The 26,783-nt window shown below is 70.8% G+C and carries 27 protein-coding genes; 14 read left to right on the top strand and 13 right to left on the bottom strand.

Annotated features, from left to right (window positions below; all coding sequences use genetic code 11):
- The first annotated feature begins 118 nt into the window (after window positions 1–118).
- The 4 genes from ACIPV1_RS09310 (at window position 119) to ACIPV1_RS09295 (ending at window position 4,419) form a co-directional block, all read left to right on the top strand.
- On the top strand, window positions 119–1,834 hold the full coding sequence (locus tag ACIPV1_RS09310) for a CTP synthase (RefSeq protein WP_222658593.1): 1,716 nt from the start codon (window positions 119–121) through the stop codon (window positions 1,832–1,834).
- A gap of 395 nt (window positions 1,835–2,229) precedes the next feature.
- A complete protein-coding gene (locus tag ACIPV1_RS09305) occupies window positions 2,230–2,805 on the top strand; it encodes an NUDIX domain-containing protein (RefSeq protein WP_402726236.1) in 576 nt (191 codons plus the stop codon).
- Window positions 2,802–3,383: a DUF1349 domain-containing protein gene (locus ACIPV1_RS09300; protein ID WP_402726235.1), complete on the top strand. Its 582-nt coding sequence runs from the start codon at window positions 2,802–2,804 to the stop codon at window positions 3,381–3,383. The genes ACIPV1_RS09305 and ACIPV1_RS09300 overlap by 4 nt, the downstream gene beginning before the upstream one ends.
- A gap of 19 nt (window positions 3,384–3,402) precedes the next feature.
- Window positions 3,403–4,419, top strand: a complete 1,017-nt coding sequence (locus ACIPV1_RS09295) for a site-specific tyrosine recombinase XerD (RefSeq protein ID WP_133939106.1) — start codon at window positions 3,403–3,405, stop codon at window positions 4,417–4,419.
- 55 nt (window positions 4,420–4,474) lie between these two features.
- Here the strand turns inward: ACIPV1_RS09295 and ACIPV1_RS09290 are convergent, their stop codons facing one another.
- The 3 genes from ACIPV1_RS09290 to ACIPV1_RS09280 all read right to left on the bottom strand — a co-directional run bounded on the left by ACIPV1_RS09290 (window position 4,475) and on the right by ACIPV1_RS09280 (window position 6,141).
- A complete protein-coding gene (locus ACIPV1_RS09290; RefSeq protein WP_194673128.1) occupies window positions 4,475–4,729 on the bottom strand; it encodes a hypothetical protein in 255 nt (84 codons plus the stop codon).
- Between the two features lie 16 nt (window positions 4,730–4,745).
- Window positions 4,746–5,582, bottom strand: coding sequence for a hypothetical protein (locus ACIPV1_RS09285; protein WP_131881731.1), 837 nt, complete (start codon window positions 5,580–5,582; stop codon window positions 4,746–4,748).
- A 112-nt stretch (window positions 5,583–5,694) separates the two neighbouring features.
- Entirely contained in the window at window positions 5,695–6,141 is a 447-nt protein-coding gene (locus tag ACIPV1_RS09280; RefSeq protein ID WP_185094303.1) for a DUF2510 domain-containing protein, read from the bottom strand.
- Between the two features lie 120 nt (window positions 6,142–6,261).
- On the opposite strand from ACIPV1_RS09280, the gene ACIPV1_RS09275 reads away from it, so the two are divergent.
- Window positions 6,262–6,774, top strand: coding sequence for an ASCH domain-containing protein (locus ACIPV1_RS09275; RefSeq protein ID WP_402726254.1), 513 nt, complete (start codon window positions 6,262–6,264; stop codon window positions 6,772–6,774).
- Between the two features lie 9 nt (window positions 6,775–6,783).
- Here ACIPV1_RS09275 and ACIPV1_RS09270 read toward each other — a convergent pair whose 3' ends face one another.
- Window positions 6,784–7,815, bottom strand: a complete 1,032-nt coding sequence (locus ACIPV1_RS09270; RefSeq protein ID WP_402726234.1) for an LLM class flavin-dependent oxidoreductase — start codon at window positions 7,813–7,815, stop codon at window positions 6,784–6,786.
- A gap of 56 nt (window positions 7,816–7,871) precedes the next feature.
- On the opposite strand from ACIPV1_RS09270, the gene ACIPV1_RS09265 reads away from it, so the two are divergent.
- Complete coding sequence (locus tag ACIPV1_RS09265; RefSeq protein ID WP_402726233.1) at window positions 7,872–8,204, top strand: TraR/DksA family transcriptional regulator; 333 nt, start codon at window positions 7,872–7,874, stop codon at window positions 8,202–8,204.
- A 131-nt stretch (window positions 8,205–8,335) separates the two neighbouring features.
- Complete coding sequence (locus ACIPV1_RS09260; protein WP_243648858.1) at window positions 8,336–8,791, top strand: TIGR02611 family protein; 456 nt, start codon at window positions 8,336–8,338, stop codon at window positions 8,789–8,791.
- Window positions 8,792–8,885: 94 nt separating this feature from the next.
- Here the strand turns inward: ACIPV1_RS09260 and ACIPV1_RS09255 are convergent, their stop codons facing one another.
- On the bottom strand, window positions 8,886–10,139 hold the full coding sequence (locus ACIPV1_RS09255) for an MFS transporter (RefSeq protein ID WP_123673782.1): 1,254 nt from the start codon (window positions 10,137–10,139) through the stop codon (window positions 8,886–8,888).
- A gap of 100 nt (window positions 10,140–10,239) precedes the next feature.
- Between ACIPV1_RS09255 and ACIPV1_RS09250 the strand changes: the two genes are divergently transcribed.
- Both ACIPV1_RS09250 and ACIPV1_RS09245 read left to right on the top strand, forming a co-directional pair.
- The gene (locus tag ACIPV1_RS09250) at window positions 10,240–10,605 is read left to right on the top strand and encodes a helix-turn-helix transcriptional regulator (RefSeq protein ID WP_123314349.1); all 366 of its coding nucleotides are present in this window, start codon (window positions 10,240–10,242) and stop codon (window positions 10,603–10,605) included.
- A 44-nt stretch (window positions 10,606–10,649) separates the two neighbouring features.
- Window positions 10,650–12,203 (top strand): methyltransferase, encoded by a 1,554-nt coding sequence (locus ACIPV1_RS09245; RefSeq protein ID WP_402726253.1) that lies wholly within the window; start codon window positions 10,650–10,652, stop codon window positions 12,201–12,203.
- Window positions 12,204–12,237: 34 nt separating this feature from the next.
- On the opposite strand, the gene ACIPV1_RS09240 is transcribed toward ACIPV1_RS09245, so the two are convergent.
- Together ACIPV1_RS09240 and ACIPV1_RS09235 are read right to left on the bottom strand one after the other, a co-directional pair.
- Entirely contained in the window at window positions 12,238–13,098 is an 861-nt protein-coding gene (locus ACIPV1_RS09240; RefSeq protein WP_111086594.1) for an NAD(P)-dependent oxidoreductase, read from the bottom strand.
- Window positions 13,099–13,208: 110 nt separating this feature from the next.
- Complete coding sequence (locus ACIPV1_RS09235; protein ID WP_123341243.1) at window positions 13,209–13,799, bottom strand: TetR/AcrR family transcriptional regulator; 591 nt, start codon at window positions 13,797–13,799, stop codon at window positions 13,209–13,211.
- Between the two features lie 131 nt (window positions 13,800–13,930).
- On the opposite strand from ACIPV1_RS09235, the gene ACIPV1_RS09230 reads away from it, so the two are divergent.
- Both ACIPV1_RS09230 and ACIPV1_RS09225 read left to right on the top strand, forming a co-directional pair.
- On the top strand, window positions 13,931–15,199 hold the full coding sequence (locus ACIPV1_RS09230) for an MFS transporter (RefSeq protein WP_323743118.1): 1,269 nt from the start codon (window positions 13,931–13,933) through the stop codon (window positions 15,197–15,199).
- Between the two features lie 48 nt (window positions 15,200–15,247).
- Window positions 15,248–17,707 carry a glycoside hydrolase family 3 protein gene (locus ACIPV1_RS09225; RefSeq protein ID WP_402726232.1) on the top strand — a complete coding sequence of 820 codons (2,460 nt, stop codon included), beginning with the start codon at window positions 15,248–15,250 and terminating at the stop codon, window positions 17,705–17,707.
- A 448-nt stretch (window positions 17,708–18,155) separates the two neighbouring features.
- Here the strand turns inward: ACIPV1_RS09225 and ACIPV1_RS09220 are convergent, their stop codons facing one another.
- Complete coding sequence (locus ACIPV1_RS09220; RefSeq protein WP_194673135.1) at window positions 18,156–19,172, bottom strand: LLM class flavin-dependent oxidoreductase; 1,017 nt, start codon at window positions 19,170–19,172, stop codon at window positions 18,156–18,158.
- Window positions 19,173–19,259: 87 nt separating this feature from the next.
- On the opposite strand from ACIPV1_RS09220, the gene ACIPV1_RS09215 reads away from it, so the two are divergent.
- Both ACIPV1_RS09215 and ACIPV1_RS09210 read left to right on the top strand, forming a co-directional pair.
- Complete coding sequence (locus ACIPV1_RS09215; protein WP_402726231.1) at window positions 19,260–21,884, top strand: DEAD/DEAH box helicase; 2,625 nt, start codon at window positions 19,260–19,262, stop codon at window positions 21,882–21,884.
- A complete protein-coding gene (locus tag ACIPV1_RS09210; protein ID WP_402726230.1) occupies window positions 21,884–22,396 on the top strand; it encodes a GNAT family N-acetyltransferase in 513 nt (170 codons plus the stop codon). Before ACIPV1_RS09215 ends, ACIPV1_RS09210 begins: the two co-directional genes overlap by 1 nt.
- Window positions 22,397–22,406: 10 nt before the next feature.
- Here the strand turns inward: ACIPV1_RS09210 and ACIPV1_RS09205 are convergent, their stop codons facing one another.
- From ACIPV1_RS09205 to ACIPV1_RS09195, 3 genes are all read right to left on the bottom strand, one after another.
- A complete protein-coding gene (locus ACIPV1_RS09205; RefSeq protein WP_402726229.1) occupies window positions 22,407–23,444 on the bottom strand; it encodes an NAD-dependent epimerase/dehydratase family protein in 1,038 nt (345 codons plus the stop codon).
- An 86-nt stretch (window positions 23,445–23,530) separates the two neighbouring features.
- On the bottom strand, window positions 23,531–24,052 hold the full coding sequence (locus tag ACIPV1_RS09200) for a ribonuclease H (RefSeq protein ID WP_111086567.1): 522 nt from the start codon (window positions 24,050–24,052) through the stop codon (window positions 23,531–23,533).
- Between the two features lie 70 nt (window positions 24,053–24,122).
- Window positions 24,123–24,983: a hypothetical protein gene (locus ACIPV1_RS09195; RefSeq protein ID WP_402726228.1), complete on the bottom strand. Its 861-nt coding sequence runs from the start codon at window positions 24,981–24,983 to the stop codon at window positions 24,123–24,125.
- An 85-nt stretch (window positions 24,984–25,068) separates the two neighbouring features.
- Here ACIPV1_RS09195 and ACIPV1_RS09190 point away from each other — a divergent pair, with 85 nt between their 5' ends.
- Window positions 25,069–25,320: a hypothetical protein gene (locus ACIPV1_RS09190; protein WP_402726227.1), complete on the top strand. Its 252-nt coding sequence runs from the start codon at window positions 25,069–25,071 to the stop codon at window positions 25,318–25,320.
- Here the strand turns inward: ACIPV1_RS09190 and ACIPV1_RS09185 are convergent.
- Both ACIPV1_RS09185 and ACIPV1_RS09180 read right to left on the bottom strand, forming a co-directional pair.
- Window positions 25,317–25,889 carry a hypothetical protein gene (locus ACIPV1_RS09185; RefSeq protein ID WP_402726226.1) on the bottom strand — a complete coding sequence of 191 codons (573 nt, stop codon included), beginning with the start codon at window positions 25,887–25,889 and terminating at the stop codon, window positions 25,317–25,319. The genes ACIPV1_RS09190 and ACIPV1_RS09185 overlap by 4 nt on opposite strands.
- A 51-nt stretch (window positions 25,890–25,940) precedes the next feature.
- Window positions 25,941–26,759 carry an aldo/keto reductase gene (locus ACIPV1_RS09180; RefSeq protein ID WP_402726225.1) on the bottom strand — a complete coding sequence of 273 codons (819 nt, stop codon included), beginning with the start codon at window positions 26,757–26,759 and terminating at the stop codon, window positions 25,941–25,943.
- Window positions 26,760–26,783: the final 24 nt, after the last annotated feature.

Raw genomic sequence — 26,783 nt, 5'->3', positions numbered from 1 at the left:
AAAGCAAGCAAGCACGCCCACGCGCGCACGGCCCGAACACCCGGCCACCCACCTCGCGCAACGCCCACGGCGAACCCGGGTCGCGCCTCCCGGCAGTTCTGACGTACGATGGAATCCCGTGGCGGACACTCTCAGCAGCGGTACCCAGGCAAACACCCCGACCCCGAAGGTGACGAAGCAGATCTTCGTGACCGGCGGGGTCGTCTCGTCTCTCGGCAAGGGCCTGACGGCAGCCAGCCTCGGCAATCTCCTGACGGCTCGCGGCCTCAAGGTCGTCATGCAGAAGCTCGACCCGTACCTCAACGTGGACCCGGGCACCATGAACCCGTTCCAGCACGGCGAGGTCTTCGTGACCGACGACGGTGCGGAGACGGACCTCGACATCGGGCACTACGAGCGTTTCCTCGACATCAACCTGGCGCAGTCGGCGAACGTCACGACCGGCCAGGTGTACTCGACGGTGATCGCCAAGGAGCGTCGCGGCGAGTACCTCGGCGACACGGTGCAGGTCATCCCGCACATCACCGACGAGATCAAGCGTCGGATGCGCGAGCAGGCGGAGAACGACCCGCAGCCCGACGTCATCATCACCGAGGTCGGCGGCACCGTCGGCGACATCGAGTCGCAGCCGTTCATCGAGTCGGCGCGCCAGGTGCGCCACGAGCTCGGCCGCAACAACGTGTTCTTCGTGCACGTGTCGCTCGTGCCGTTCATGAACGCGTCGGGTGAGCAGAAGACGAAGCCGACGCAGCACTCGGTCGCCGCGCTCCGCTCGATCGGCATCCAGCCCGACGCCCTCGTGCTGCGGTCGGACCGCCCGGTGTCGGACTCGAACAAGAAGAAGATCGCCCTGATGTGCGACGTCGACGAGGACGCCGTGGTGAACGCCGTGGACGTCCCGTCGATCTACGACCTGCCGACGCTGCTGAACAACCAGGGCCTCGACCAGGTCATCGTCGACGCGCTCAAGCTCGAGGCCGGCCCGGTCGACTGGACCGCGTGGACCCCGGTGCTCCGTGCCGTGCACGAGCCGAAGAAGGACGTCACGATCGCCCTGGTCGGCAAGTACATCGACCTGCCGGACGCCTACCTGTCGGTCACCGAGGCGCTCCGTGCCGGTGGCTTCGCGCACGACGCGAAGGTGACGCTGAAGTGGGTCGTCTCGGACGACTGCACCACGCCCGAGGGCGCTGCGAAGCAGCTCGGCGACGTCGACGGCATCTGCATCCCCGGCGGGTTCGGCGTGCGCGGCATCGAGGGCAAGCTCGGTGCGCTGCGCTTCGCCCGTGAGCAGGGCATCCCGACGCTCGGCCTGTGCCTCGGCCTGCAGTGCATGGTCATCGAGTACGCCCGCCACGAGGCCGGCCTGACCGACGCGTCGAGCACCGAGTTCGACCCGGAGACCTCGACGCCGGTCATCGCGACCATGGCGGAGCAGGTCGACATCATCGCCGGCGGCGACCTGGGCGGCACCATGCGCCTCGGCCTGTACCCGGCGACGTTCACGTCGGGGTCGTTGGCCGAGTCGCTCTACGGTGCGCCCGAGGCGTCCGAGCGCCACCGTCACCGCTACGAGGTCAACAACACGTACCGCCAGCAGATCGCGGACGCCGGCCTGGTGTTCTCGGGCACGTCGCCCGACGGCACCCTGGTCGAGTACGTCGAGCTGCCGCGCGACGTGCACCCGTTCTACATCGCCACGCAGGCGCACCCGGAGCTGCGCTCGCGTCCGACGAACGCGCACCCGCTGTTCGCGGGGCTCGTCGCGGCCGCGATCGAGCGCCACGAGGCGTCCAGCCTGTTCGACCCGCAGAACGAGGAGCAGGTCGCGTAACGCGCGTTGTCGATGACGGGAGGCGGGGGGGCCGCGGGGCCCCCCCCCCCCCCCCCGCGGGGGGGGGGGGCCCCCCCCCCCCGCCCCGCCCCCCCCAACCCCCCCCCACCCGGGGGGGTGGGCGGCCCCAGGGTGGGCGCGGGGGGGGGGGGGGGGCGGGGGGCCGGCCGCTCGGGCCCCCCCGGGGGCGCCAGCCTTGTCCCCCCCGACACCGGGGCCCCGGGGCCCCGGGGGGGGGGGGGGGGGGCGGGGGGGGGGGGGCCCCGGGGCCCCCCCGCCTCCCGTCCGTCGTCTGGTCGCGCCCACGGAACCTGGTTCCGGACACGGAACCGCGGAACGACGCGGTGCTGTGTCCGGAACCTGGTTCCGCGAGGAGCGCGTGCTTGGATGGTTCCGTGACTGACGCACCCATCGCTGACGAAGCCGCCTCGTTCGAGGTCACCGAGTCCACCGTCGTGTACGAGGGCGCCGTCTGGGACGTGCGCCGCGACGCGATCGCGTACCACGACGAGACGATGGTGCGTGAGTACATCGACCACACCGGTGCCGTCGCGGTCTACGCCGAGGACGACGAGGGCCGTGTCCTCGTGATCCAGCAGTACCGGCACCCGGTTCGGGTGCGCGACTGGGAGCTGCCGGCTGGGCTGTTGGACGTCGAGGGCGAGGACCTCCAGGTTGCTGCCGCCCGAGAGCTGGCAGAAGAGGCCGACCTCGAAGCGGACACCTGGGAGCCGCTGGTCCGGTACAACACGTCGTCGGGCGGGAGCAACGAGTTCCTGCAGGTCTACCGCGCCCGGGGCGTGCGGCCCACGACCACGGCGTTCGAGCGCGAGGCCGAGGAAGCCGACATCGTGAAGCGGTGGGTGCCGCGGGCCGCGCTGGTGGAGGCGATCCTCGATGGTCGGCTGCACAACTCCGGGCTGGTCGTGGCCGTGCTCGCGGTGGATGCGCTCGAGCGAGGCCGCGCATGAGCCTGCGAGAACTGGTCGACGCGGCGACGTGGACGCACGAGCCCGAGGCCGTGGAACTCGACGGCGACGTGCTGCGGGTCACGGCGGCCCGGGGCAGCGACGCCTGGCGGACCACCTCGTACGGGTTCGTCCACGACTCCGAGCACGCGCTGGTGCAGCCCCTCGAGGGATCGTTCTCGGTCGAGGCATCGTTCGTCCTCGACTACACGGAGCAGTTCGACCAGGCCGGTCTCTTCCTGCGCGTCGACGAGCGGAACTGGATCAAGGCCGGTGTCGAGTTCTCCGACGGGACGCCGCAGCTCGGCGCCGTGGTGACCCGTGACTTCTCGGACTGGTCGGTGGCGCCCGTGCCGGAGTGGGTGGGACGCGTCGTGACCGTCCGGGCCAGCCGCGACGGTGATGCCGTGACCGTCCGGGCGTGGGCGGACGACGAGGAACCCCGGCTGGTGCGGGTTGCGTACCTCGATCCCGATGCTGCCGTGTCGGCCGGACTGTTGTGTGCAGCTCCGACGCGAGCCGGCCTGACCGTGACGTTCACCGGGTACCGGGTCGGGGCCCCCGACGAGGCACTGCACTGACCGTGCGCCCGCTGTCGTGATTCCCCTGGACCGTGCCACGGAGACGTACCTGCGGCACGTCGCGATCGAGCGCGGGCTGTCGCAGCACACGCTGTCGGCGTACCGGCGTGACCTGGCGGTGTTCACCTCGTGGCTGGCGACGGCTTCGGTCGTCGAGTCCGACGGTGCCGACCGGGCCGGCGGGGCATCTGCGATCGACGACGTCGGGCGGCTCGCTCGGGCAGACGTCTCGGAGTTCGTGACCTACCTGGCGACGAAGCCGGACGGTCCGCTGGCACCGAGGTCGATCGCCCGGATGCTCAGCTCGGTGCGGTCGTTCACGGCCTTCGCGGCGGGGGAGGGCTGGCTGCCGCTCGACCCCGGTACCGCCGTCCGGCCGCCGAAGGCCCCGATGCGGCTGCCCAAGGCGATCTCGGTGGAGGACATGGAGCGGCTGCTCGGCGCGGTGTCGACGGACGTCTCCGCAGACGGCGTTTCCGGTGTGGACGACCCCGTGCGGCTGCGGGACAAGGCGTTGCTCGAACTGCTCTACGCCACCGGCGCGCGGATCTCCGAGGCGGTGGGGTTGTCGGTGGACGACGTGACCACGCTGTCCGACGACTCAGCCCCCGACGCCGACGGTCTCGCCGTCGTGAAGGTCACCGGCAAGGGGAACAAGCAGCGGGTCGTGCCCCTCGGCAGTTTCGCGCGGGCGGCGATCGATGCCTACCTGGTGCGGGCGCGGCCGGTGTTCGCGGCACGAGGGGCCTCGACGCCGGCACTGTTCCTCGGCGCGCGCGGTGCCCGGCTGTCACGGCAGAGCGCGTGGCTCGTGATCCAGTCGGCGGCCGAGGCGGCGGAACTCGAGGCGCATGTGTCGCCGCACACGTTCCGGCACTCGTTCGCGACGCACCTGCTCGAGGGCGGTGCCGATGTGCGCGTGGTGCAGGAGCTGCTCGGGCACGCGAGCGTCGCGACGACCCAGATCTACACGATGGTCACGGCGGACATGCTGCGGGACGTCTACCAGACGGCGCATCCGCGGGCGCGGCGGTAGGTCTCGTCGCGGCGGAAGGGTCTCGCCCACGAAGGCGAGACCCTTCCGCCACGCATCAGTTCGAGTGCCCCCGGCGGCGACGCGTCCGATGGCCGAACGAGGCCCAGGCGAGGAACATCCCGGTCAGGAGACCGAACATCCCGACACCGAGGAGGCGCAGCTCGACGTCGGAGATCCCGTCCGGCATCACGCTGACCAGCCATCCGAACCAGAGGACGATCGGCAGGACACGCAGGAGCCTCGAGGTCCAGCGATCGGTGAATTCCCCGGCCGTGGACAAGGCGAACCCGACGAAGAGTCCGACCAACATGGGCGCGATCATCGGCTCAGCACTTCGGGAACGTCGGCCACCACTGGGCGATGACGCCGGGGAGCCCCGCCAGGTGGAGTTTCACGCACTTGCCCCCTGCGAGCTGTGCCGTGCTGAACGCGGCGAGCACACCGCAGGTGACCGTTAGTGCCCGCAGTATCGGTACGGGTGACTTGGAGAAGAGCGCGGCGCAGCTCGCGACCGTCCCGACGACCGTGGCGCTCTCTGCTCGGTTGAAGGTGACGGTCCAGTAACCGGGGAACGTGCTGTAGCGCGGATCGGCGACGACCGGATAGGCCGTCCGCGAATCGACTTGGATGTCCTGGACCAACGTTGCCCCGTCGACCCGGTAGCTCGTCGGCAGAGCTCGTCCGCTCGCATCGACCGCCCACGGTGCGTCGATTCCGGCGATCAGACCACCGTTGCCGTCGCTCACACTCACCCGCCCGTCCTCGAGGAGCACCAGTTCGACATCGTCGTTGAACGCCCAGCTCGCACTGGACGATGCCGGAGCGCTCATCACCGCTGCGTACCGTGTCGAGTTCTCATCGAGCCGGTCCGCTGTGTACTGGACGCCGGCCTCGTGGTCCGAGTTCGGGCCGGGGGTGATGGTGGTACCCGATGATGTGCCCGGGGCCGCTGAGGGGGCACCCGATGCGAGCACCGCAGGGCTGTCCGGAAGGAAATCGTCGGCGAGGCCAAGCGCGCGCTCCGCAGCCTCGACGGCCCGGATCGTTTGATCCTCTCCGAGGGGAGCCGCTGCGGCTGGTGTTGCGGACAGGAGCGCACACCCCAGCACGACCGACGACATGGCCGCGAGAGCAGATGCCCCGCGCGTCCCGAGCTTGTTCATGGTTCTCCCTCCAGTACGGCGTCAGTGCCGTACTGGAATACTGCATGATGGATCTAAGAGTCCTCAACCCCTGGCAATCCTTTGCCATCGGTGAGACTGATCGACGCCCCGGTCAGAAGAGGTGGAACTGCGTCGACGCCGCCACCGCGCCCGTCGCGACCGCGACCACCAAGGCGCTCGAGGACGCGCTCCTCGCCGCGACCGCCCACCCGCCGGTCGCACCGGGGCGAACGACACCGACGAGCCCGCACACGAGGGCGAACGCGCTGCAGACACCCAGTGGGTTGATGAGGATCGACGTCAGAGACAGCAGCACCGCGAGCACCGTGAACACGCACAGCCGGCGGTCGCGACCGCCGCCGGACGCCCACGCGTGGGTCCGGATCGATGCCGTGTGCACGGAGAACGAGGGACCGACAGGTGCGACGACGATCGGCAGGACCGGTTCCGGAGCACTCGGCAGGACACGGGTCGCGGCACCCCAGGCGTGACCGTCCCACCAGCGGAGACGACTGGCGTCCTGCGGGTCCGGGAACCAGCCTGCGGCCGGCAGTGTCACGGGGACTCCTCGAGGTGCGGCGGATGGTGCTCCTCGACGGTAGGGGACGCCGCCCCGCCGCCACAGTCCCAAGGCGGGTGTCGGCACAAGTGCGGACACCCGGCGGTGCGCTACGGTCGGCTGGTGACCGCGAGCCTGGACGACTTCTGGAACGAACGGCGCGACGAGGCTCCGGAACTGCCGGCCGAGGTGCCGGAGGCGTGGTCGTTCGGTGCCGCTCCGGAGCAGGCAGACGAGCTGCTCGGCCTGGTGCTCCGCGGGGTCAAGGACGGCACAGCGTCAGCGCTCTGGGACTACGAGGCGACGGGGGACCCGCTCCCCGCGACCGGTGAGTGCAGCATCGTGACCGACGGTGCCGGTGTTCCCCGGGCCGTCATCGAGACGACGGACGTCCGGATCGTCCCGTTCGACGCGGTCGGGGCCGAGCACGCGCGCGCCGAAGGCGAAGGAGACCGGACTCTCGAGCACTGGCGGACGGTGCACGAGGCGTACTGGCGTGAGCACTCCGAGAACCCGCGCGGCTTCGAACCGGACATGCCGGTGGTCTGCGAGCGCTTCCGGCTGATCTGGCCGACGGCGCCGACGCCGACGACGCCGACGACGCCGACGCAGCCGCCGACCGTCAGCGCCTGACCGAGCAGATCAGGCCGGGACGGGTGCCGCGTCGACCTCGGTGAACACGTCCTTCACGGCGGCGAGCAGCCGCGCGTTGAAGTCGACGCCGAGCTGGTTCGGCACCGTGACGAGCACGGTGTCGGCAGCGCGGACGGCCTGGTCGGCCGCCAGCTCCGCGACGAGGTCCTCGGGCGATCCGATGTACGAGCGGCCGAAGCGTGCCAGACCGCCGTCGAGGTGCCCGACCTGGTCCTGCCCCTCGACCTGTGCGCGGACGCCGAAGTAGTGCCGCGACTCGTCGTCGATGATCGGGATGATGCTGCGGGAGACCGACACCCGAGGGGTCCGCTCCCAGCCCGACTCGGCCCAGACTCGTCGGAAGCGTTCGATCTGCTCGGCCTGCAGTTCGTCGAACGGCACGCCGGTGTCCTCGGTGAGCAGGGTCGACGACATCAGGTTCATGCCCTGCTCGGCGGTCCACTCGGCGGTGGCCCGGGTGCCAGCGCCCCACCAGATGCGGTCGCCGAGCGAGTCGGAGAGCGGGGAGATGGGCAGCGATCCGACCGAGCCGGTCATCTGCGGGTTGGCGTTGGCCATCGGTTCGCCGGCGATCGCGCGACGAAACACGCTGGTGTGCGCGCGGGCCATGTCGGCGCCGTTCTCGTCGGACGCATCCGGCACGTAGCCGAACTGCTGGTAACCGGCGAGGGCGGTCTCGGGTGAGCCACGGGAGACGCCGAGCTGCAGTCGTCCGCCGGAGATCAGGTCGGTCGCCGCGGCCTCCTCGGCCATGTAGAGCGGGTTCTCGTAGCGCATGTCGATCACGCCGGTCCCGATCTCGATGCGGCTGGTCTTCGCGGCGATCGCGGACAGCAGGGGGAACGGTGCCGCCTGCTGCGGTGCGAAGTGGTGCACGCGGAAGTAGGCGCCGTCGACGCCGGCCTCTTCGGCAGCGACCGCGAGGTCGATCGCCTGCACCAGGGACTCACGCCCGCTGCGCACCTTCGACCCCGGCACGTCGCGCCAGTGTCCGAACGACAGGAACCCGATCTTCGTCATGTCGATGCAAACGCATCCGGAGAGTCGGGCATTCCGTCACGACTACGGTGTCCGCCATGGACGACCCCCGCACTGCGCTCGACGCGGAACGCGCCCGCAACGAACGGCTGCTCGCCGACGTCGAGCGGAGCATGCGCGACGTCAGTGACGCCCGCCGTGACGCCAACTCCGACGACGAGCACGACCCCGAGGGCGCGACCCTCGCGTGGGAGCGCGGCTCGCTCGGCGCCGTCCGCGACGCGGCCCGGCAGCGGATCGAGCAGGTGGACGCCGCGCTCGCGCGGCTCGACGCCGGCACCTACGGAACCTGCGCGGTCGGCGGCGAACCGATCCCAGCGGCCCGATTGGCCGCCGTCCCGTGGGCCGCGACGTGCGTCGCCCACGCGTGACGGGCCTCCCGGCGGACACCCGCTGACGGACGGGAGGCACGGCGCATCCCCGCCACACGTCCTCCGTCACGCGCACCGCGCGTCCACCGCGTGCGCCGCGGATTCCCAGCCGCACGCCCTACGTTTTCGGCATGGACGGCGACGCGAACGACGGACCCGGCGAGAGCCGGACCGACGGTGCGCCGCGTCAGCGCTTCCAGTGGTTCCACGACATGCGGACCTGGATCCACGCCAGGCCGCACCTGCACCTCTTCTACAAGGTGCTCGTCGGCATCGTCGGCGGGTTGGTCGTCATCATCGGACTCATCCTGGTGCCGCTGCCCGGGCCGGGATGGCTCGTGGTGTTCATCGGACTCACGGTGCTGGCGAGCGAGTTCCACTTCTTCCACAAGATCATCGTGTGGCTCAAGGCGCAGCTGCACCGCTTCTGGGACTGGGCCAAGCGGCACGGACCGAAGCGCCTGCGTGATGCTGCCGACCGGGGCAAGGCCGACGTCGACGCCGCCCACACGGGTGCTGCTCGGACGGTCGGGGTGCGTGCTCGTGGACGGGCGCGCGGCGCGAACTCGGCGCACCCGGGCCACTAGCCGTCAGCTGGTGCGAGGTTGATCACTCCGTGCGGTGCTGTGGCCTCGCACCGTGTGGCCAACCTCGCACCAAGCGGGTGCCGGGCGCCGGCCGCTACTCCGCCGCGACGCGGATCGAGCCGGTGGCGGTGCGCTCGATGACCTCGGCGGCCTGCTCCTCGACGGCGGCCGCGTCCTTCGACGTCAGCTGCAGCACGAGCGCGACGACGGCAGCGAGGACGATGAACCCGCCGTACCCGGCGATGACGGGGACGAGTCCGATCGACGGTTCGAGCAGCCCACCGATGACGGCGGGGACCCCGAACGCCAGGTAGCTGACGACGTAGATCGTCGAGAGCAGTCCGGCGCGGTGGGTCGGTGCCGCGGTCGCGAGCAGCATCCGCAGCGGTGCCTGGAACCCGGCACCGAAGCCGACACCGGCGATCGCACTGCCGACGACGAGGCCGGGCAGGGAGTGGGCCATCACGAACGCCACGGTCACGATCGGGCCGAGCACCAGGGCGACGAGCCCGACGAGCACCGCGCGGCGAGCGTCCATCCGCTGCGTCGCGAGTCCGGTCAGTGCACCGACGCCCGTGACGACGGCGATGAGTGCGCCGGCCGCGAAGTGGTTCGTGATGCCGAACACGGCACCGAGGGCCGAGGGGACGAGTGAGAGGAACATGCCGCCGAGGGCCCAGCTGGCGACGAGGGAACCGACGACCCCGCGGAACAGTCGACGCGAGCTCCGCGGCACGCTGATCGTCGGACGCAGCGAACGGAGTGCTCCGGGGCGCCGTTGGACCTGCTCGGGGACCACGAACAGCGCCAGCACGAGGAGCACGAGCAGCGCTCCGAAGACCAGGTAGACGAGCTGCTCCGGCGCCGGACCCCACTGCACGAGTGCACCGCTCGACATCGCACCGGTGGCGAGTGCGATCGGCGGGATGACACCGTTCAGCACGCCGGCCAGGGTCGGGTGCCGCTCGAGCGAGTTGTCGATGAGGGCCGCCCCGAGCGCACCGATCAGGAGTCCGACGGAGACGCCCTGCACGATGCGGTCGACGATGAGCGCGCCGACGCCGTCCGCGATCGCGAACAGTCCGAGCGACAGGGCGACGCCCAGGCCTCCGGCGACGAGCACGGGCTTGCGGCCGACGTGGTCGGACAGCCGCCCGGCGATGAGCAGGCTCGCGAGCAACCCGGCGACGTAGATGGCGAAGACGCCGGTCAGCATGAGCGGCGTGAGGTGCCACTCGGCGGCGTAGACCGGGTAGATCGGCGAGGGGACCGCGGACGACGCGACCGACACCAGGAGCATCGCCGCGAGGATCCAGAACCCGGCGACCGAGCGAGCTGACTGCTGCATGAGCATCCTTCCGATGGTCCGTTGTACGACTGCATTCGTACCGCAGTCCGCAGTACGACGCAAGTCGTACAGCAAGCCGAACGGTGGTAGCGTCCCGTCCATGCCCGCGCACGTCGATGCCCCCGAGCGGCTGCCCCAGCCGTCCGTGGCCGAGATGGACCTCCCCGTCGTCCTGGACGCCCTGAGCGACCCGATCCGGTTGGCGATCCTGCACCGCTACCTCGTCGACGCCGCCGGTGGTGAACGGAGCTGCGGCTGGGTCGGCATCGACCGACCGAAGTCCACGCTCACCCACCACTTCCGGGTCCTGCGCGAGGCCGGACTGCTCGAACAGCACCTCGAGGGCCTGACCCGCATCAGCCGGGTCCGCATCGAGGACGTGCAGCAGCGGTTCCCGGGGCTGCTCGACCTGGTGCTCGACTGGCAGGTGCCCGCGGCGCTGCTCCGCGACGGGATCGAGTCGTGAGCACGGTACCCGGCGCCGGCGCGGGTGCCGGCGCCGGGGAGTCCGTGCACACGCTCCCCGACATCGGTGCTGACCCGGCCGCGACGACGGCGCTCGCCGCGGACCTCGACGCCGCCGGCTTCACCGTCGACCGGGTCGACGCACTCTGGGGGACCGAAGCGGCCGCATCGCTGCACCGGGGGTCGCGAGTGGCGGCCCTCCGTGCCCTGGGTGCTCGTGAGACATCCCCGCTCGGCACCCTCGCCACCCTGTTCGTGCTCGGGCTGCCGACGTCCCGCGCGGACGCCGCAGCCGCGTTCCCGACCGCCGGGCTCGACGCCGTGGTCGCGGCAGGGCTGCTGCGGGTCTGTGGCACTGACACCGACGCCGCGGTCGTGGAGCCGACGGTCGACCTGCGCCCCTACGCCTTCGTCGACGACCTCGGCGCCGGCAGCTGGTGGATCGTCTCGGACCTCGGCGAACTCGCCCTCGGCCACGCGATCAGCGAGGAGCACGTCCTCGGCATCGGCGGCGCCACCACCACGCTGAGCGGCCTGCAGGTCCCCGTCCCCGTCCGCACGGTCCTCGACCTCGGCACCGGATGCGGGATCCAGGCCATGCACGCCCGGCGCTTCGCCGAGCACGTGGTCGCCACCGACATCTCGCGCCGCGCCCTCGACATCGCCCGCTTCAACGCGCAGCTCAACGGCATCGACGGGATCGACTTCCGGTACGGTTCGCTCTTCGAGCCCGTCGCGGGGGAGCGGTTCGACCGCATCGTGTCGAACCCGCCGTTCGTCATCACACCCCGTCGGCCGGGCGTCCCCTCGTACGAGTACCGCGACGGCGGCATGGTCGGCGACGCGCTCGTCGAGACCGTGCTCCGCGGCCTGTCCGAGCACCTCGAGCCCGGTGGGACCGCGCAGCTGCTCGGCAACTGGGAGTACCACTGGGGCGTCGACGGCCTCGACCGCGTGCGCAGCTGGTTCGAGGACACCGACCTCGACGCGTGGGTCATCGAGCGTGAGCGCCAGGATCCGACGTCGTACGCCGAGACCTGGATCCGCGACGGCGGCACGAAGCCCGGGACGCCCGAGTTCGACACGCTCATGGGCGCCTGGCTCGACGACTTCGCGGACCGCCGCGTCACCGGCGTCGGCTTCGGGTACGTCGTGGTGCGTCGAGCCCTGCCAGGAGGAACGGCGAGCCTCCGCCGGTTCGAGCGCGTCCCCGAGACGCTCGGCTCCAACCCCGCCGGGCTCGGCGCCACGGTCGCTCGCGTCCTCGACGCGGCCGCGTGGCTCGCCGCGCACGACGACGCCGCGCTCGCCACGGCACACCTGACGGTGGCGGGCGACGTCACCGAGGAGCGCTACTACTGGCCGGGCAACGACGACCCCACGGTGATGACGCTCGTGCAGGGCGGCGGACTCGGACGGCGGGTGGACGCGGACACGGCGCTCGCTGCGTTCGTCGGAGCCTGCGACGGGGACTTGTCCGTCGCAGCGATCGTCGGCGCACTGGCTCAGATCACAGGTGTCGACGAGCAGGTGCTCGCCGCCGACCTGTTGCCGGCGGCGCGCGACCTGGTGCTCGACGGGCTGCTGCTGCCGGCCTAGCGAAGGGGCTGCTCAGCGGCGGACGCGGGCGCTGCTAGCGGCCGTCGCGCCAGCTGTGCTCCGGGGCGTAGCCGAGCAGCTCGCGAGCCTTCTCGGACGACAGCAGCGAGCTGACGCCGTCGATGTCCGCGCGACGCTCGATGTCGGGCACGTAGCGCTCGACGAGCTCGATCGTCGGGGTGTCCATCACGGTGTCGGGGCTCGCGATGACGAACGCCTCGAACCCGGTGAGCTCGGCCTCGACGGCCTTTCGGACCGCCTGGGCACCGTCACGCGAGTCGATGTAGGACCACAGGTTGAAGGTCTTCGCCTCGGGGGTGGCGTCCCACGGGAACGCCGGGTAGTCGGTCTCGTCCATCACGTTCGAGAACCGCAGGCCGATCATCTTGAGCTCCGGGTCCCAGCGGGTGAAGTGGCGGGCCATCTCCTCTTCGACCGCCTTGCCGAGCGAGTACGACGACTGCGGGCGGACCGCGAACTCCTCGTCGACGGGCAGGTAGGGCGGGTGGTGCTCGCCCATCGGGATGCCGAGCAGGGTCTCGCTCGACGCCCACACCAGGTTCTTGATCTTCGCGGCCCGTGCGGCGTGGAAGACGTTGATCGACGCCGTCACGTTGTTCGTGATGAGCGCCACGTCGGGGACCTGCCCCGGAGCGGGCACGGCCGCGAGGTGCACGACGGCGTCCACGTGGTCGTACCGGTCGTCGATGCCGAGCAGGGCGTTCAGGACCTGGCCGTAGTCGGTCAGGTCGATCCGGACGAACTGCACGCCCTCGGGCTGGTCGGGGGAGGGCACGCGGTCGAGCAGCACCACGTCGTACCCGTGCGCATCGAGGTCGCGCACCACCGCTCGTCCGAGCTTGCCGCTGCCGCCGGTCACCACTACACGCGTCATCGCGTCACTCCACATCGTCGTCGGGTCGCCCTCCGGGCACGCCCCATCCTGCCCGGCGCCGCCTGACCCGACCAGGCCCTGTCCGTACCCCGCTGTCCGGCGGGGGAGCGTCAGGCGGTGGGGGCGACCTGGGCGATCGCGAGCCGGGCGACGAGCTCGACGTGCTGCGCCATGTCCCGCGACGGGTCGAACAGCCACTGGATCTGCATGCCGTCGGACACCGCGAGCAGCACGCTCGTCAGCTCCTCGGCATCGACGTCGGCGCGGAGCCGTCCGTCCTGCTGCATGGTGCGGAAGTCGGCGGACAGGTCGCGACGGCTGCGCTCGTAGCGCTCTTGGAAGTACGCGTGCGCGGGGTGCTCGGGGTCGGTCGCAGCTGCGGCGGAGAGGTTGACGAACATCTGCACCAGGCCGGGGACCTCGGCGTTGTGCCGGACGATCGCCGCGAGCAGTGCAGCGGGGTCGGGTGCCTGCCAGTCGTGGGCGAGGTCGAGCTCGTCGCGTCGTCGCAGGATCTCGACCCAGAGCTCGTCCTTGGAGTCGAAGTAGTGCAGCAGGCCGGCCTGGGTCAGCCCGACGGCGTCGGCGATGTCCTTGATGCTGGTGCGGCGGAACCCCTGCGAGGCGACGAGGTCGAGCGCGACCGTGAGGATCTCCTCGCGCTTCGCGATGCCCTTCGCGTACGAACCCCGTCGTGCCATGGCAGGACTGTACCGCTCGGAGTGGACACAGAAAACCTAGCCTCACTTGGTTTTGGTGTTACCGTGGGCGGAGCCGCCGACGAAGGCGTGCGAGTCACCGGTGCAGGTGGCGTACCCGAGAAGAGGTTGCAGTGGCCAACGACGCCCTGACCGTCAACGACACCCCGACCGCAGTCGCACCCACGCGCGGCCGAGGTGCCCCGCTCATGTACACGCTCGGCATGCCGATCGCGATGCTCGGCCTGTACATCGCGCTGCTGCCGCCGGTGCTGGTCGCCATGGCGCTCAAGGTCGCCGAGATCGCGCCGGACAACCAAGCGGGCGTGCTCGGCCTGGCACTCGGTGTCGGCGCGTTCGCCGCGATGGTCGCCAACCCCCTGGCCGGTCGCTTCAGCGATCGGACGGCCGGGAGGCTCGGCATGCGTCGTCCGTGGATCATCGGTGGCACCGTGGTCGGCTTCGCGGGCCTCGTGGTCGTCGCGACGACCACCTCGACCGTCGTGCTGGTCCTCGCGTGGGGCGTCACGCAGATCGCCTACAACGCCACGATCGCCGCCATGACCGCGGTCCTGCCGGACCACGTCACGCGGTCCCAGCGCGGCCGGGTCGCGGCGCTGCTCGGGCTCTCCCAGAACCTCGCGCTCGTCGGCGGCACGTTCCTCGTGCAGCTCTTCTCGACCTCGGCGACGCAGATGATCATCCCCGGTGCGATCGGGTCGATCGTCGTCGTGCTCTACGCGCTCGTGTTCCGCGACCGCGTGCTCACCAACCGGCCCACGTCGAAGCTCGGCATCGGGCAGGTCTTCGGCTCGTTCGTCTTCAACCCCGTCAAGCACCCGGACCTCGGCTGGGCCTGGCTCACCCGGTTCCTGATGGTCGCCGCGCAGTACACCGCGGTGAGCTACCTGACGTACTTCCTGCGGGACGACATCGGCGTGGACCCGGACCACGTCGCGAACGCGGTGTTCCAGGGAACGCTGTGGAACGTCGTCGGCATCGTGCTCACGTCGCTCATCGCCGGCTGGCTGTCGGACAAGCTCGGCCGCCGCAAGCTGTTCGTCGCGATCGCGGGCATCGTCGGCGTGGTCGGGCTCGTGATCATCGCGCTCGCGCCGTCGCTCGGCATGGTCCTGGTCGGCGAGTTCGTGATGGGTGCCGGCATGGGCGTCTTCTACGCCGTCGACCTGGCGCTCATCACCGACGTGCTGCCGTCCGACGAGGACAACGCGAAGGACCTCGGCGTCGTCAACATCGCGCAGGCCCTGCCCCAGTCGATCGTGCCCGCGGCGGCCCCGGGCGTCATCGCCCTGACCGGCGGGTACAGCGGCTTCTTCATCACCGGCGCCGTCGTCGGACTGCTCGGCATCGTCTCGGTGTCCCGCATCCGCGGCGTGCGCTGACCACACTTCCCCAGGCTCTGAACGAAAGGACCGACCACCGTGACTACCGTGAACGACGTGACCACTGCCTCCAGTACGGCCGAGCGCATCGACGCGCTCGTCGACCAGCTGACCACCGACGAGAAGGTGCAGCTCCTGACCGGGCGCGACTTCTGGACCACCTGGCCCATCGAGAAGATCGGGCTGCGCCGGATCCTGATGTCCGACGGCCCGTCGGGCGTCCGTGGTGAGGTCTGGGACGAACGCGACCCGTCGCTGAACCTGCCCTCGGCGACCGCGCTGTCGGCGTCCTGGGACCGCGCGATCGCGAAGCGCTACGGCGCCGCAGCAGCCGTCGAGGCACGCCGCAAGGGCGTCGACGTCGTCCTCGGCCCGACCATCAACCTGCACCGCTCACCGCTCGGCGGCCGGCACTTCGAGGCGTTCAGCGAGGACCCGGTCCTGACCGGTGACCTGGCTGCGTCGTACGTCGACGGTGTGCAGGAGAACGGCGTGGCCGCGACCCCGAAGCACTACATCGCGAACGACTACGAGACCGACCGCTTCACCGCGTCGACCGAGGTCTCGGACCGGGCCCTGCGCGAGCTGTACCTGCTCGCGTTCGAGAAGGCCGTGACCGAGGCGCACGCCTGGGCGATCATGTCGTCGTACAACTCCATCAACGGCGTCACCGCGTCGGAGCACGACCTGCTCGAGACGCCGCTGAGCTCGGAGTGGGGCTTCGACGGCATCGTCGTGTCCGACTGGACCGGCGTGCGCTCGGTCGACTCGGCGAAGGCGTCGCAGGACGTCGCGATGCCCGGCCCGAACCAGTGGTGGAGCGAGGGTCCGCTGCTCGCCGCGGTGCAGTCCGGTGCCGTGCCGATCGAGGCGATCGACCGCAAGGTCCGCCGCATCCTGACCCTGGCCGCCCGCGTCGGCGCACTCGAGGGCTTCGAGCCCGTGGCCGCGCAGCCGGTGCACGTCGAGGACGGCGTCGCGTTCGTCCGCGAAGCCGAGGCCGAGGGCACCGTCCTCGTCCGCAACACCGGCGTGCTGCCGCTCGACGCGCCCGCCGTCTCCCGCATCGCCGTCATCGGCCACAACGCCGACCAGGCCCGCACGCAGGGCGGTGGCTCGGCCACGGTCGTGCCGTCGCAGGTCGTCTCGCCGCTCGACGGGATCCGCTCGGCGTTCCCGGGTGCCACGGTCGACTACGCGATCGGTGCCGTCGTGCAGGAGGGCATCGCGGAGTTCCCGCTGTCCACCATCACGAACCCCGGCACCGGCGAGCCCGGCGCCCGCGTCGCCTTCGTCAAGGACGGCGAGGAACTGTACGTCGAGGACCGTCGCGCCACGGCACTGTTCTGGTTCGGCGGCGACGCCCCCACGCGTGAGGCCGACCGGCTCGACATCACCACGACCTACACCGCGCCGTCCACCGGCACCGTGCGGATCGGCATCGGGGCGGCCGGCCGGTCGCGGATGTGGATCGACGGGGAGCTCGTGCTCGACGAGGACGTGCCGTTCAAGGGCGACCAGCTCGGCGCGGCGTTCCTCAACCCGCCGGCCCGCTCGGTGCCCGTGTCGGTGACCTCCGGACAGCAGGTCGCGATCCGCATCGAGTACGACGTCATCCAGGACGAGACCCTCGGCGGCGTGCTCGCGTACCAGTTCGGCACCGAGCCGTCCGACGAGGACCCGTCGGTGCTCATCGATGCCGCAGTCGAGGCTGCCCGCACGGCTGACGTCGCCGTGGTGGTCGTCGGCACGAACTCGAAGGTCGAGTCCGAGGGCTACGACCGCTCATCGCTCGCGCTGCCCGGCCACCAGGACGACCTGGTGCGTGCGGTCGTGGCGGCCAACCCGAACACGGTCGTCGTCGTGAACGCCGGCTCGCCCGTGGAGATGCCGTGGCGGAACGACGTCGCCGCGGTCCTGCTCACCTGGTTCGGTGGGCAGGAGTACGGCAACGCGCTCGCCGATGTCCTGACCGGCGCGCAGGAGCCCGGCGGCCGTCTGCCCACCACCTGGCCGGTCGCGATGGCCGACGTGCCCGTGCTGGACGTCACCCCCGTCGACGGCAAGGTGTCGTACGACGAGGGCGTCCACATCGGGTACCGTGCCTGGCTCCGTGCCGGCACCACGCCGGCGTACCCGTTCGGGCACGGCCTCGGCTACACCTCGTGGACCATCGGCGGCGTCGTCGCGACGCCGACCGTGTCCGAGGGGGACGCGGTCATCGTCACGGCGACGGTCGCCAACACCGGACCGCGCGCCGGCAAGCACGTCGTGCAGGTCTACGCGTCGCGCGAGTCCTCGGCGGTGGACCGTCCGGCGCGCTGGCTGGTCGGGTTCGCCCCGGTCCGCCTCGGCGCGGGGGAGTCGACCGAGGTCTCGATCGAGGTGCCGGCCCGGGCGTTCGCGCACTGGGACGGAGCCTGGCAGTACGAGCCCGGCACCTTCACGCTGCACGTCGGAGCCTCGGTCACCGACGAGTCCGGGAGCGCGGCCCTCGAACTGGAGTGACCAGTTCGTCCGGTTTCCGCGCACGGACGACGCCTGTTGAGTAACATCGATGTGCGCCAGTCGGCTGGTTACCGTCGGCGCACGCACCGACTACGGGGTCGCTGGGTGTGCGACTCAGCCTCCTGATCCGGCTGACGATGCCCCAGCTTCCCCGGTGCGTCCAGAATGCGTCCCCGCGTCCGCGCGGGGGCGCATTCGTTCGTCACGAGTGTTTCCGGTCCGGAAGGGCTTCGGCGAACCGGTTGACGGACTTCGTGCGATCCGGGCAAAACGGGTGACGGATGATCAACTTTCTCGTCCTGAGGGCGCATCTGAGTGTGACAAACCGCTCGGTAGGTGGAACGATGGTCCCACCATCCCGTGCGGATCAGGGACGAGATGGTCATCCGGCAGGGCTCTCGAGCATCACCGACTCGATCTGAGCCCCGCCGGATGTCCTGATCCGTTCTCAGGCGCGGAGTGCCGGAGCGATCTCCTCGGCGACGATGCGCAGGATCCGCTCGTGGGCGGCCACGTCCCCGTTCGCGGGCAGGGTGATCACGAGCTCGTCCGTCGCGGTGACGGCGGGGTCGGCGAGCAGCGCGTCGACGATGGCGGCCGGCTCGCCGGACAGCACCTTGCTGAACCGGAACGGCGGACCGGAGAGCGGTCGACCCTCGTCGTCCATGCCCGAGGAGTACCCGGTCAGGAACTCCTCGTGGACCGCGCGGTCGTGGTCGTCGAGCAGCGGCACGACGATGCGGCCCACCGCGACCTTCGACGTGCGGCCGGTCCCGCCGTGCAGCTCGGTGAACCGCTCCCGGTACGCGGCGATCTGGTCGGCCTGCGCCTGGGCGAAGGGTGCACCGGTGTCCTCGGTGTTCAAGGTCGAGCAGTGCAGGAGCAGCCCCTTCTCGGCCGTGCGCACCGCCGTGCCCATGCTGCCGCCGCCCCACCAGACGCGGTCGCGCAGGCCGGCGCTGAGCGGCTGCAGGGTCAGGTCCGCACCGGCCGGGATGCTCTCGTAGCCAGAGCCCGCGCTGCCGAGTGCGTCGCCGTCGAGCACCTCGAGCAGTCGGGCAGCCCGGGCCTCGGCCTCGTCGCGGAACGAGCGGTCCACGGAGCCGAACACCGGGTCGAGGATCGGCCCGTACCCGGCGATGCCCGTGCTGATGCCGAGCTGCACCCGCCCGCCGCTCAGCAGGTCGACCGTGCTGGCGTCCTCGGCGAGGCGCACCGGGTCCTCGTAGCGCATGCCGAGCACCGCGGTGCCGAACGCGATGGTGCTCGTGCGCTGGGCCGCGGCGGCGAAGAACGTCATCGGGCTCGTCAGGAAGGGTTCGAAGTGGCGGCCACGGACCCACCCCGTGCCGTAGCCGAGGGTCTCGGCCGTCTCGAACAGCCGCAGACCGTCCTGCAGGGCGCTTGCCGCACCCGCAGTGCCGCCGTGGTTCGGGACGAAGGTGAGGAAGCCGAGTTCGCGCATGACGCGAGTCTATGCGCGCGTATGGAGCCGGGCCTCCCGGTCGTCCGTACCGACCACCTCGTCACCGCAGCCTGGGAGGATGGGGACATGACCGACGTCACCACCGTGCCCCCGCTCGTCGCCGCGATCCCGGCGGCGGTGGACGGCGTCGTCGACGCCGACGAGGTCTACGAGGCCTTCGCGGCCTGGGCCGAGGAGGGTGGCCGGCCGTTGTACCCGGCGCAGGACGAAGCGGTCATCGAGCTCGTGTCCGGCGCGAACGTCGTGCTGAGCACCCCGACCGGCACCGGCAAGTCGCTCGTCGCGGCCGGCGCGCACTTCGCCGCGCTCGCCGAGGGCAAGCGGAGCTACTACACGGCACCGATCAAGGCGCTCGTCTCCGAGAAGTTCTTCCAGCTCGTCGAGCTGTTCGGCGCGCAGAACGTCGGCATGGTCACCGGCGACTCCAGCGTGAACGGCGACGCCCCCATCGTCTGCTGCACGGCCGAGATCCTGGCGAACCTGGCCCTGCGCGAAGGTCCGGACGCCGACGTCGACGTCGTGGTGATGGACGAGTTCCACTTCTACGGCGACCCCGACCGCGGCTGGGCGTGGCAGGTGCCGCTGCTCGTGCTCGAGCGCGCGCAGTTCCTGCTCATGTCGGCCACCCTCGGCGACGTCACCACCATCGCCGACGACCTGTCCCGACGCACCGGTCGACCCACCGCCCGCGTGACCGGCGTCAGTCGACCGGTGCCGCTCGAGTACGAGTACGTGATGACGCCCGTGCAGGAGACCGTCGAACGGCTGCTGGAGGAGGGCAAGGCGCCGATCTACATCGTGCACTTCGCCCAGGCGGCCGCGCTCGAACGGGCACAGTCGCTGATGTCGGCGAAGGTCGCCTCGCGCGAGCGGCGCGATGCCATCGCCGATGCCATCGCCGGGTTCCGGTTCAGCGCCGGCTTCGGACAGACCCTGTCCCGCCTGATCCGCGCCGGCATCGGCGTGCACCACGCCGGCATGCTGCCCAAGTACCGACGGCTCGTCGAGCAGCTCGCACAGCGCGGACTGCTGCCCGTCATCTGCGGCACCGACACCCTCGGCGTCGGCATCAACGTGCCGATCCGCTCCGTGCTGTTCACCGGACTGACGAAGTTCGACGGCACCAAGATGCGGCAGCTGTCCGCACGCGAGTTCCACCAGATCGCCGGCCGCGCCGGACGCGCCGGGTACGACACCGAGGGTGACGTCGTCGCCGAGGCCCCCGAGCACGACATCGAGAACGCCCGTGCGGTCGCCAAGGCCGGGGACGACCAGAAGAAGAAGAGCAAGATCAAGCGGAAGAAGGCGCCGGAGGGGTTCGTGTCCTGGGGCCAGGCCTCGTTCGACCGCCTCATCGGTGCCGAACCGGAACCGATGGTGTCACGCATGCGCATCACGCACGCGATGGTGCTGTCGGTGGTGGCCCGCGGCGGTTCGGCGTTCGACGAGGTGCGCTCGCTGGTGTTCGACAACCACGAACCGCGCTCCCGCCAGCTCGCGATGGCCCGACGTGCGCTCGTCATCGCCCGGACGCTCATCAACGCGCAGGTCATCGAGCGGGTGCCGGGGCCTCCGGTCTCCTACCGGCTCACGGTGGACCTGCAGTCGAACTTCGCCCTCAACCAGCCCCTGTCGCCGTTCGCGCTCGCCGCGTTCGAGCTGCTCGACCCGTCTTCGCCGACGTACGCCCTGGACATGGTCTCGATCGTCGAGGCGACACTGGACGACCCGCGAGCGATCCTGTCGCAGCAGCAGTTCAAGGAGCGCGGCGAAGAGGTCGCCCGCATGAAGCGCGAGGGCATCGAGTACGAGGAGCGGATGGAGCTGCTCGAGGAGGTCACCTGGCCTCGCCCGCTGTCCGAGCTGTTGGAGGCGGCGTACGAGACGTACGCGGCGGAACAGCCCTGGGTCCTCGACTTCCAGCTCTCACCCAAGGCCGTCGTCCGTGACATGTACGAGCGCGCGATGACCTTCGGCGACTTCGTGCGGTTCTACCAGCTCACCCGGTCCGAGGGGCTCGTGCTCCGGTACCTGTCCGACGCCTACCGGACCATGCGGCAGACCATCACCGAGGAACAGCGGAACCAGGAGCTCGACGACCTGATCGAGTGGCTCGGCGAGGTCGTCCGGCAGACCGACTCCTCGCTCGTCGACGAGTGGGAAGCGCTGCTCAACGGCGACGTGCTGCTCGCCCTCGCCGAAGAGCAGGAGATCGCGCCGCCGCAGCCGGCACGGCTCACCGGCAACGTGCGGGCCTTCACCGTGCTCGTGCGGAACGCACTGTTCCAGCGGGTGCTGCTCGCTGCACGCGACGACGTCGACGGACTCGGGGCGCTCGACGCAGCAGCCGGTTTCGACGGTGACGCGTGGGACGCGGTGCTCGAGGAGTACTACGAGGAGCACGACACCATCGGCACCGATGCCGAGGCGCGGTCGATGTCCTACCTGGTGCTCGACCAGGCGGGGGCGACGGGTGCCGGGGCGACGGGTGTGGGGGCGTCCGGCTCTGGGGCTGCAGGCTCGGCGCGTGTGTGGCGTGCCCGGCAGATCTTCGCGGACCCGTCAGGCGACAAGGACTTCGGGTTCTCGGCGACGATCGACCTCGACGCCTCGGACGAAGCCGGTGAGGCCGTGGTCCGGGTCACCGAGATCGGTCGGTTCGACGGGTGGGCCGACGTGGACGTGGACTGATGCCGGCCGGTGCTGGTTCGTTCGTCGTGCGAGCGCTCGGTGCGGACGACGTCGACGCGCTGCAGGTGCTGCTCGAGACCGTGCCGGACTACGCCGAGCGGATCACCGGGTACCCGCCGGGGCCGTCCGACGGGCTGAGCGCACTCGTGTCGGTGCCGGACGGCTTCGAGCCGGCGGGCAAGCACGGGATCGGGCTGTGGGACGGCGAATCGCTCGTGGCGTTCGCGGACGTGCTGCTCGGGTACCCGGCACCGACCACGGCGTACGTCGGACTGCTCGTCGTCCGCGGCGATCGGCAGGGTTCCGGCCTCGGACGAGTCCTGCACGAGGCCGTCGTGTCCCTGGCGGCTGATGCCCGCGCCGACCGACTACGACTGGGGATCGTGGCGACGAACGCGGCCGGTGCCGAGCCGTTCTGGCGGGCGCTCGGGTACGCACCGACGGGGGAGCGGAAGCCGTACCGGTACGACAGGCTGGAGAGCACGGTGGCGCTCTGGGAGCGGGCGGTCTGATCCTCGTGGGTCAGGGGTGGACCAGGCGCTTCGCCACCAGGCTCCGGGCCGCCGCCACGATCGCCTCGTGCGGATCACGAGGGGTCCAGCCGAGCACGGTGCGCGCTCGCTCGTTCGAGGTGCGCTTGGCGTAGCCGAGGTCGGGCACCATCGCACGGAACTGCGGCTGGGTCTCGGCTGCGGTCCGTACGACGTCGTCGGGCAGCGTCTGCGTCGGGACTGCCCGGGCGTCGTCACCGAGGTGCTCGCGCAGGGTGGCGGCGATCTCGGCCATCTCGAGCGCCGGGCCGTTCGACAAGAGGAACCGCTTGCCCGCTGCATCCGGGGCGGTCGTCGCGGTGACGTGCGCCGCGGCGACGTCACGCACGTCGACGATGGGGATGAACAGCCGCGGGGTCGCGGGCATCGCTCCGGAGAGCATGGACTGCAGGATGTGGTTCGCGCCCGACACCGCGTGCCCCATCGCCGGGCCCATCACCGCGACCGGCATCGTCGTGACGAGCTCCGGCGCACCGGGCTCGGACGTGACGAAGTCCCACGCGGCGCGTTCGGCGAGGGTCTTGCTCTTCCCGTAGGCGTCGACTCCGGGCCCGTCGAGCACCGTCCAGTCGGCCTCGGTGAACACGTGGTCGGAGTGCGGGTGGCCCCAGCTGACCGCATGGAAGGCCGAGGTCAGCACGACCCGATCGACTCCGGCCGTGTGTGCGGCGCGCAGCACCCGCAGCGTCCCCTCCACCGCCGGACGGATCACGGTGTCCTCGTCCTCGACGTGGCCGGGCAGCACCGGCGAGGCGACGTGGTGCACGACGTGGATGTCCGCGACCGCCTGAGCCCATCCGTCATCGGACGTCAGGTCAGCGGCGACGAACTCCAGCCGGTCGTCGGCGGTCAGGCCGGCTTCGGCGAGGACCGCACGGACCGCGGGTTCCCGGTCGAGGGACCGGATCGTGGTGCGGACGCGGTGCCCGGCGTCGAGCAGCTGCAGGATCAGGTGGCCGGCGATGAAGCCGGAGCCGCCGGTGACCAGGACGTGTTCGGTGTTCTCCATGCGCCCAGCATCGTCTCGGGGTCGGATGCGGACCAGTACCTCGGTGTTCCTGGGTCTCCGAGACCCAGGCTGACCGAGCTCGTCGGTCAGAAGAGTGTGGCCGGCGGGGTCGCCTCGGGCAGTGCGGACGGCTCGGTGACCTCGACTCCGGGCCAGCCCGGACCGTGCGGCACGTCGGTGTGGTTCTGGTACGCGGTGGCGGCACCACGGGCGCGGACGTCGGCGGCTTCGTTCATCTCGTGGCCGACGTGCCCGCGGACCCACTCGAACGTGACCTTGCGGCCCTGCAGCTCGGCGTCGAGCTCCTTGATGATCTCGACGTTCATGACCGGCTTGCCGTCGGCCTTGCGCCAGTTCTTCCGCTTCCACCCAGCGAGCCACTCGGTGCAGGCCTTGATGGCGTACTGGCTGTCGCACAGGATGTGCAGCGGCTCGCCGGTGTCCTTCGTCGCGCGGAGCAACTGCAGGACGGCCGTGAGTTCGCCGATGTTGTTCGTTGCCCGGGGCCAGCCACCGGCGGCCCAGCGGTCGTCGTCGACGTACCAGGCCCAGCCAGCGGGGCCGGGGTTGCCGAGGGCTGAGCCGTCTGCTGCGGCGACGATCGTCACGAGGGGACCTCCTGGTCGGGGCTGGTGCCCGTCGAGCGTAACGGACGGTCGAGTGCCGTCCGCGCCGAGGTCAGCGGCGTGCGGGATCGAGGTTCAGCGTGCTGCCCTCGAGCAACCAGTCGTCGGCGCGGGTCTCCATGTACGGGTTGAGCCACTGCACCTCGGCCGGCGTGATGCCGAACCGCTGAGCGACCGTGGTCAGCTCGTCGCCGTGCGCCACCAGGTAGTCGGCCGGTCGTCCGTCGGCGTCCGTGACGATGCCGTACGCCCCCGGTCGGTCCTTGCCCACGGTGATGCGCAAGTCCGGGTAGGGGTTCGGGATCTTCCAGTCCAGAGCACCGACGGCCAGCACCGATCCGACCCACGGGCGTTTCGACGGGTCTTCGTCCGGCACTGAGGCGGGGACGAGGACGACGCTGCGCAAGTAGTCCGGTCGTGCACCGGCGTCGTTCATGACCACGGTCTTCGGCGGCCCGGAGGCGGCGGTCCACTCGGTCGTGTCCCGCGCCGAGGCGTCACCGCCATCGAGCGGGCTGGCGGTCCGGTGCCGGAACTGCAGGCTCATCTGCTGCGGGTTGGTCGTGCGGTAGCCGGACAACTGCGCGGTGAACGTACCCATGTCGTTCGCCACGATGCGCACGTGGATGCTCGTGTCACCGCTCGGGGATGTGACGTCGGTCTCCGCCGCGACCGTGCCCGTCGGCAGGACCTGCTCGACCTCGTCCGCGTTGCCGCCGACCTGCTCGGTCGTGAGCGTCGGATCGGGGATCGGCTCCGCGGTGCGCTCGGTGGCCTGTCGGGTCGGCTTCGGCAGGGTGTCGTCCCCTCCGAACACCGTGCAGCCCGTCAGCAGCAACCCCACCAGTGCGGTGCCGGCTACTGCGCTCGCCGCGGTCCGCGCTCGTGTTCGTCGTCGTTCGATCTCCCCCACGGCAGGGAGCGTACCGCCGGGGTCCAGCCCGATCGATGGTCGTGACCGAACTGGTACTCGGGGCACACGGACTACCGTCCGGGTCATGAGCGACAGCATCCCGGAGACGCCGGATCCCGACTCGACCGACACTACGTACAGCCCGTCGAGCGAGCGGGAGACCGAGGCGTCGCAGACGAACCAGCGCAGCGACGCCGAACTCGAAGCGGACGGCATCGACACGTCCAAGATCACCGCCGCACCGGGAACGGGAGGCGCGGACGACGCCGGCGACGTGGAACCCGCACCGGGCGATCTGCACCTGCCGTGGCAGTCGGAGGAGGACCGCCGGGGCTAGCGCGCCACGCGGTCGAGTTCGCGGACGAGTTCCTCGCCGTCGCGGACGTCCCAGAAGGCGAACAGCTGCGGTCCGAACAGCCCGTCGAGTCCGGTGTTCGCGTAGATCTTGGCGGTCGCTCCGCCGGCGAAGAACGCCGCCACTCCGCTCGGATCGCCGGTGTTCCACTCCACCGAACAGTGTCGTCGGCCGCTGGTCCAGGTGATGGTGCGATCGGTGCGTCCCACCGGAACCTCGCGGGTGGTGTTCGGCGTGATGATCAGTGCGCGGCGGTCGGTGACGGCGTACACGGTCGTGCGCTTGCGGTGTGCCTTCACGAAGAAGCGGCCGACCACCAGGTGCACGCCGACGATCGAGAACACGATCGGGATGATCGCTCCCACGCCGAGGTACCCGTTCCGCACGACGTCGAGGACCGCGAACGCGACGAAGCCGGTCCACAGCAGGGAGAACGGGATGAGGAAGCCGTCCCGCCCCGTGAAGAGCTTCGCCGGTTCGCTCGTGCCGGCCCAGTACAGGTGCTCGTCGGGCCCGAGGTGCTCACGTGCGGTCTGCTGAGGATCGTTCACCCCGAAGAACCTACGCCGTCACGCGAGCACCACGTCACCACGGCGCTCCCGTCACGACACCGAGTCGGGGTGCGAGCCCGTCCGCTGCCCGGACTCGAGCGTGGCGATCGCCGCGAGCTCGTCGTCGCTGAGCACGAAGCCGTCGACGTCGAGGTTCGACCGGATCCGCGACGGCGTCACCGACTTCGGCAGCACCACGACCCCCTGCTGCACGTTCCACCGGACGAGGACCTGCGCGACGCTCACCCCGTGTGCGTCAGCGATGCCGGTGAGGATCGGTTCGTCGATCAGCCGACCGCGACCGAGCGGCGACCAGGCTCCGGTGACGATGTCGTGCTGCTGGTGGAACTCCATGAGCTCGCGCTGCGGGAGCCACGGGTGCCGCTCGACCTGGTTGAGCACCGGCGCCTCACCGGTTTCGTCGACGAGCCGCTGCAGGTGCGGCACCTGGAAGTTCGAGACCCCGATGCTCCGCGCCCGGCCGGAGTCGCGCAGCTCGACGAGCGCGCGCCAGGTGTCGACGTAGCGGTCGTTCGCCGCGGCCGGCCAGTGGATCAGGTAGAGGTCGACCGCGTCGAGCCCCAGCCGCTCGAGGCTGCCGTCGAACGAACGCAGGGTCGCGTCGCGCCCCTGGTGGTCGTTCCACACCTTGGTCGTCACGAAGACGTCGTCACGGTCGAGCCCGGAGGCCCGGATCGCGTTCCCGACGCCGGTCTCGTTGCCGTACATCTCGGCCGTGTCGACGTGCCGGTAGCCGGCTTCGAGCGCGAGACCGACCGCCGTCTCGGCCTCGGTGTCGTCGACCTTGTAGACGCCGAACCCGATCGCGGGGATCGCGGCGCCGTCACGCAGGGGAAGTGAACTGACCATGCACCCATCCTGCCGGTGCGTGGC

Source organism: Curtobacterium sp. NPDC089991 (assembly GCF_044748425.1).
GTDB lineage: Bacteria > Actinomycetota > Actinomycetes > Actinomycetales > Microbacteriaceae > Curtobacterium.
The sequence above is the reverse complement of the archived record's forward strand: the minus strand, read 5'-3'. Positions and strand labels throughout refer to the sequence as shown.

What these genes read in the sequence shown, in the direction of transcription:
- ACIPV1_RS09210 (WP_402726230.1), top strand. Translation starts at nt 21,884, where the DNA reads ATGCCGGCCGGTGCTGGTTCGTTCGTCGTGCGAGCGCTCGGTGCGGAC.
- ACIPV1_RS09255 (WP_123673782.1), bottom strand. Translation starts at nt 10,139, where the DNA reads ATGCAGCAGTCAGCTCGCTCGGTCGCCGGGTTCTGGATCCTCGCGGCG.
- ACIPV1_RS09260 (WP_243648858.1), top strand. Translation starts at nt 8,336, where the DNA reads ATGGACGGCGACGCGAACGACGGACCCGGCGAGAGCCGGACCGACGGT.
- ACIPV1_RS09285 (WP_131881731.1), bottom strand. Translation starts at nt 5,582, where the DNA reads ATGAACAAGCTCGGGACGCGCGGGGCATCTGCTCTCGCGGCCATGTCG.
- ACIPV1_RS09215 (WP_402726231.1), top strand. Translation starts at nt 19,260, where the DNA reads ATGACCGACGTCACCACCGTGCCCCCGCTCGTCGCCGCGATCCCGGCG.
- ACIPV1_RS09240 (WP_111086594.1), bottom strand. Translation starts at nt 13,098, where the DNA reads ATGACGCGTGTAGTGGTGACCGGCGGCAGCGGCAAGCTCGGACGAGCG.
- ACIPV1_RS09270 (WP_402726234.1), bottom strand. Translation starts at nt 7,815, where the DNA reads ATGACGAAGATCGGGTTCCTGTCGTTCGGACACTGGCGCGACGTGCCG.
- ACIPV1_RS09300 (WP_402726235.1), top strand. Translation starts at nt 2,802, where the DNA reads ATGAGCCTGCGAGAACTGGTCGACGCGGCGACGTGGACGCACGAGCCC.
- ACIPV1_RS09235 (WP_123341243.1), bottom strand. Translation starts at nt 13,799, where the DNA reads ATGGCACGACGGGGTTCGTACGCGAAGGGCATCGCGAAGCGCGAGGAG.
- ACIPV1_RS09290 (WP_194673128.1), bottom strand. Translation starts at nt 4,729, where the DNA reads ATGTTGGTCGGACTCTTCGTCGGGTTCGCCTTGTCCACGGCCGGGGAA.
- ACIPV1_RS09190 (WP_402726227.1), top strand. Translation starts at nt 25,069, where the DNA reads ATGAGCGACAGCATCCCGGAGACGCCGGATCCCGACTCGACCGACACT.
- ACIPV1_RS09265 (WP_402726233.1), top strand. Translation starts at nt 7,872, where the DNA reads ATGGACGACCCCCGCACTGCGCTCGACGCGGAACGCGCCCGCAACGAA.
- ACIPV1_RS09250 (WP_123314349.1), top strand. Translation starts at nt 10,240, where the DNA reads ATGCCCGCGCACGTCGATGCCCCCGAGCGGCTGCCCCAGCCGTCCGTG.
- ACIPV1_RS09220 (WP_194673135.1), bottom strand. Translation starts at nt 19,172, where the DNA reads ATGCGCGAACTCGGCTTCCTCACCTTCGTCCCGAACCACGGCGGCACT.
- ACIPV1_RS09180 (WP_402726225.1), bottom strand. Translation starts at nt 26,759, where the DNA reads ATGGTCAGTTCACTTCCCCTGCGTGACGGCGCCGCGATCCCCGCGATC.
- ACIPV1_RS09205 (WP_402726229.1), bottom strand. Translation starts at nt 23,444, where the DNA reads ATGGAGAACACCGAACACGTCCTGGTCACCGGCGGCTCCGGCTTCATC.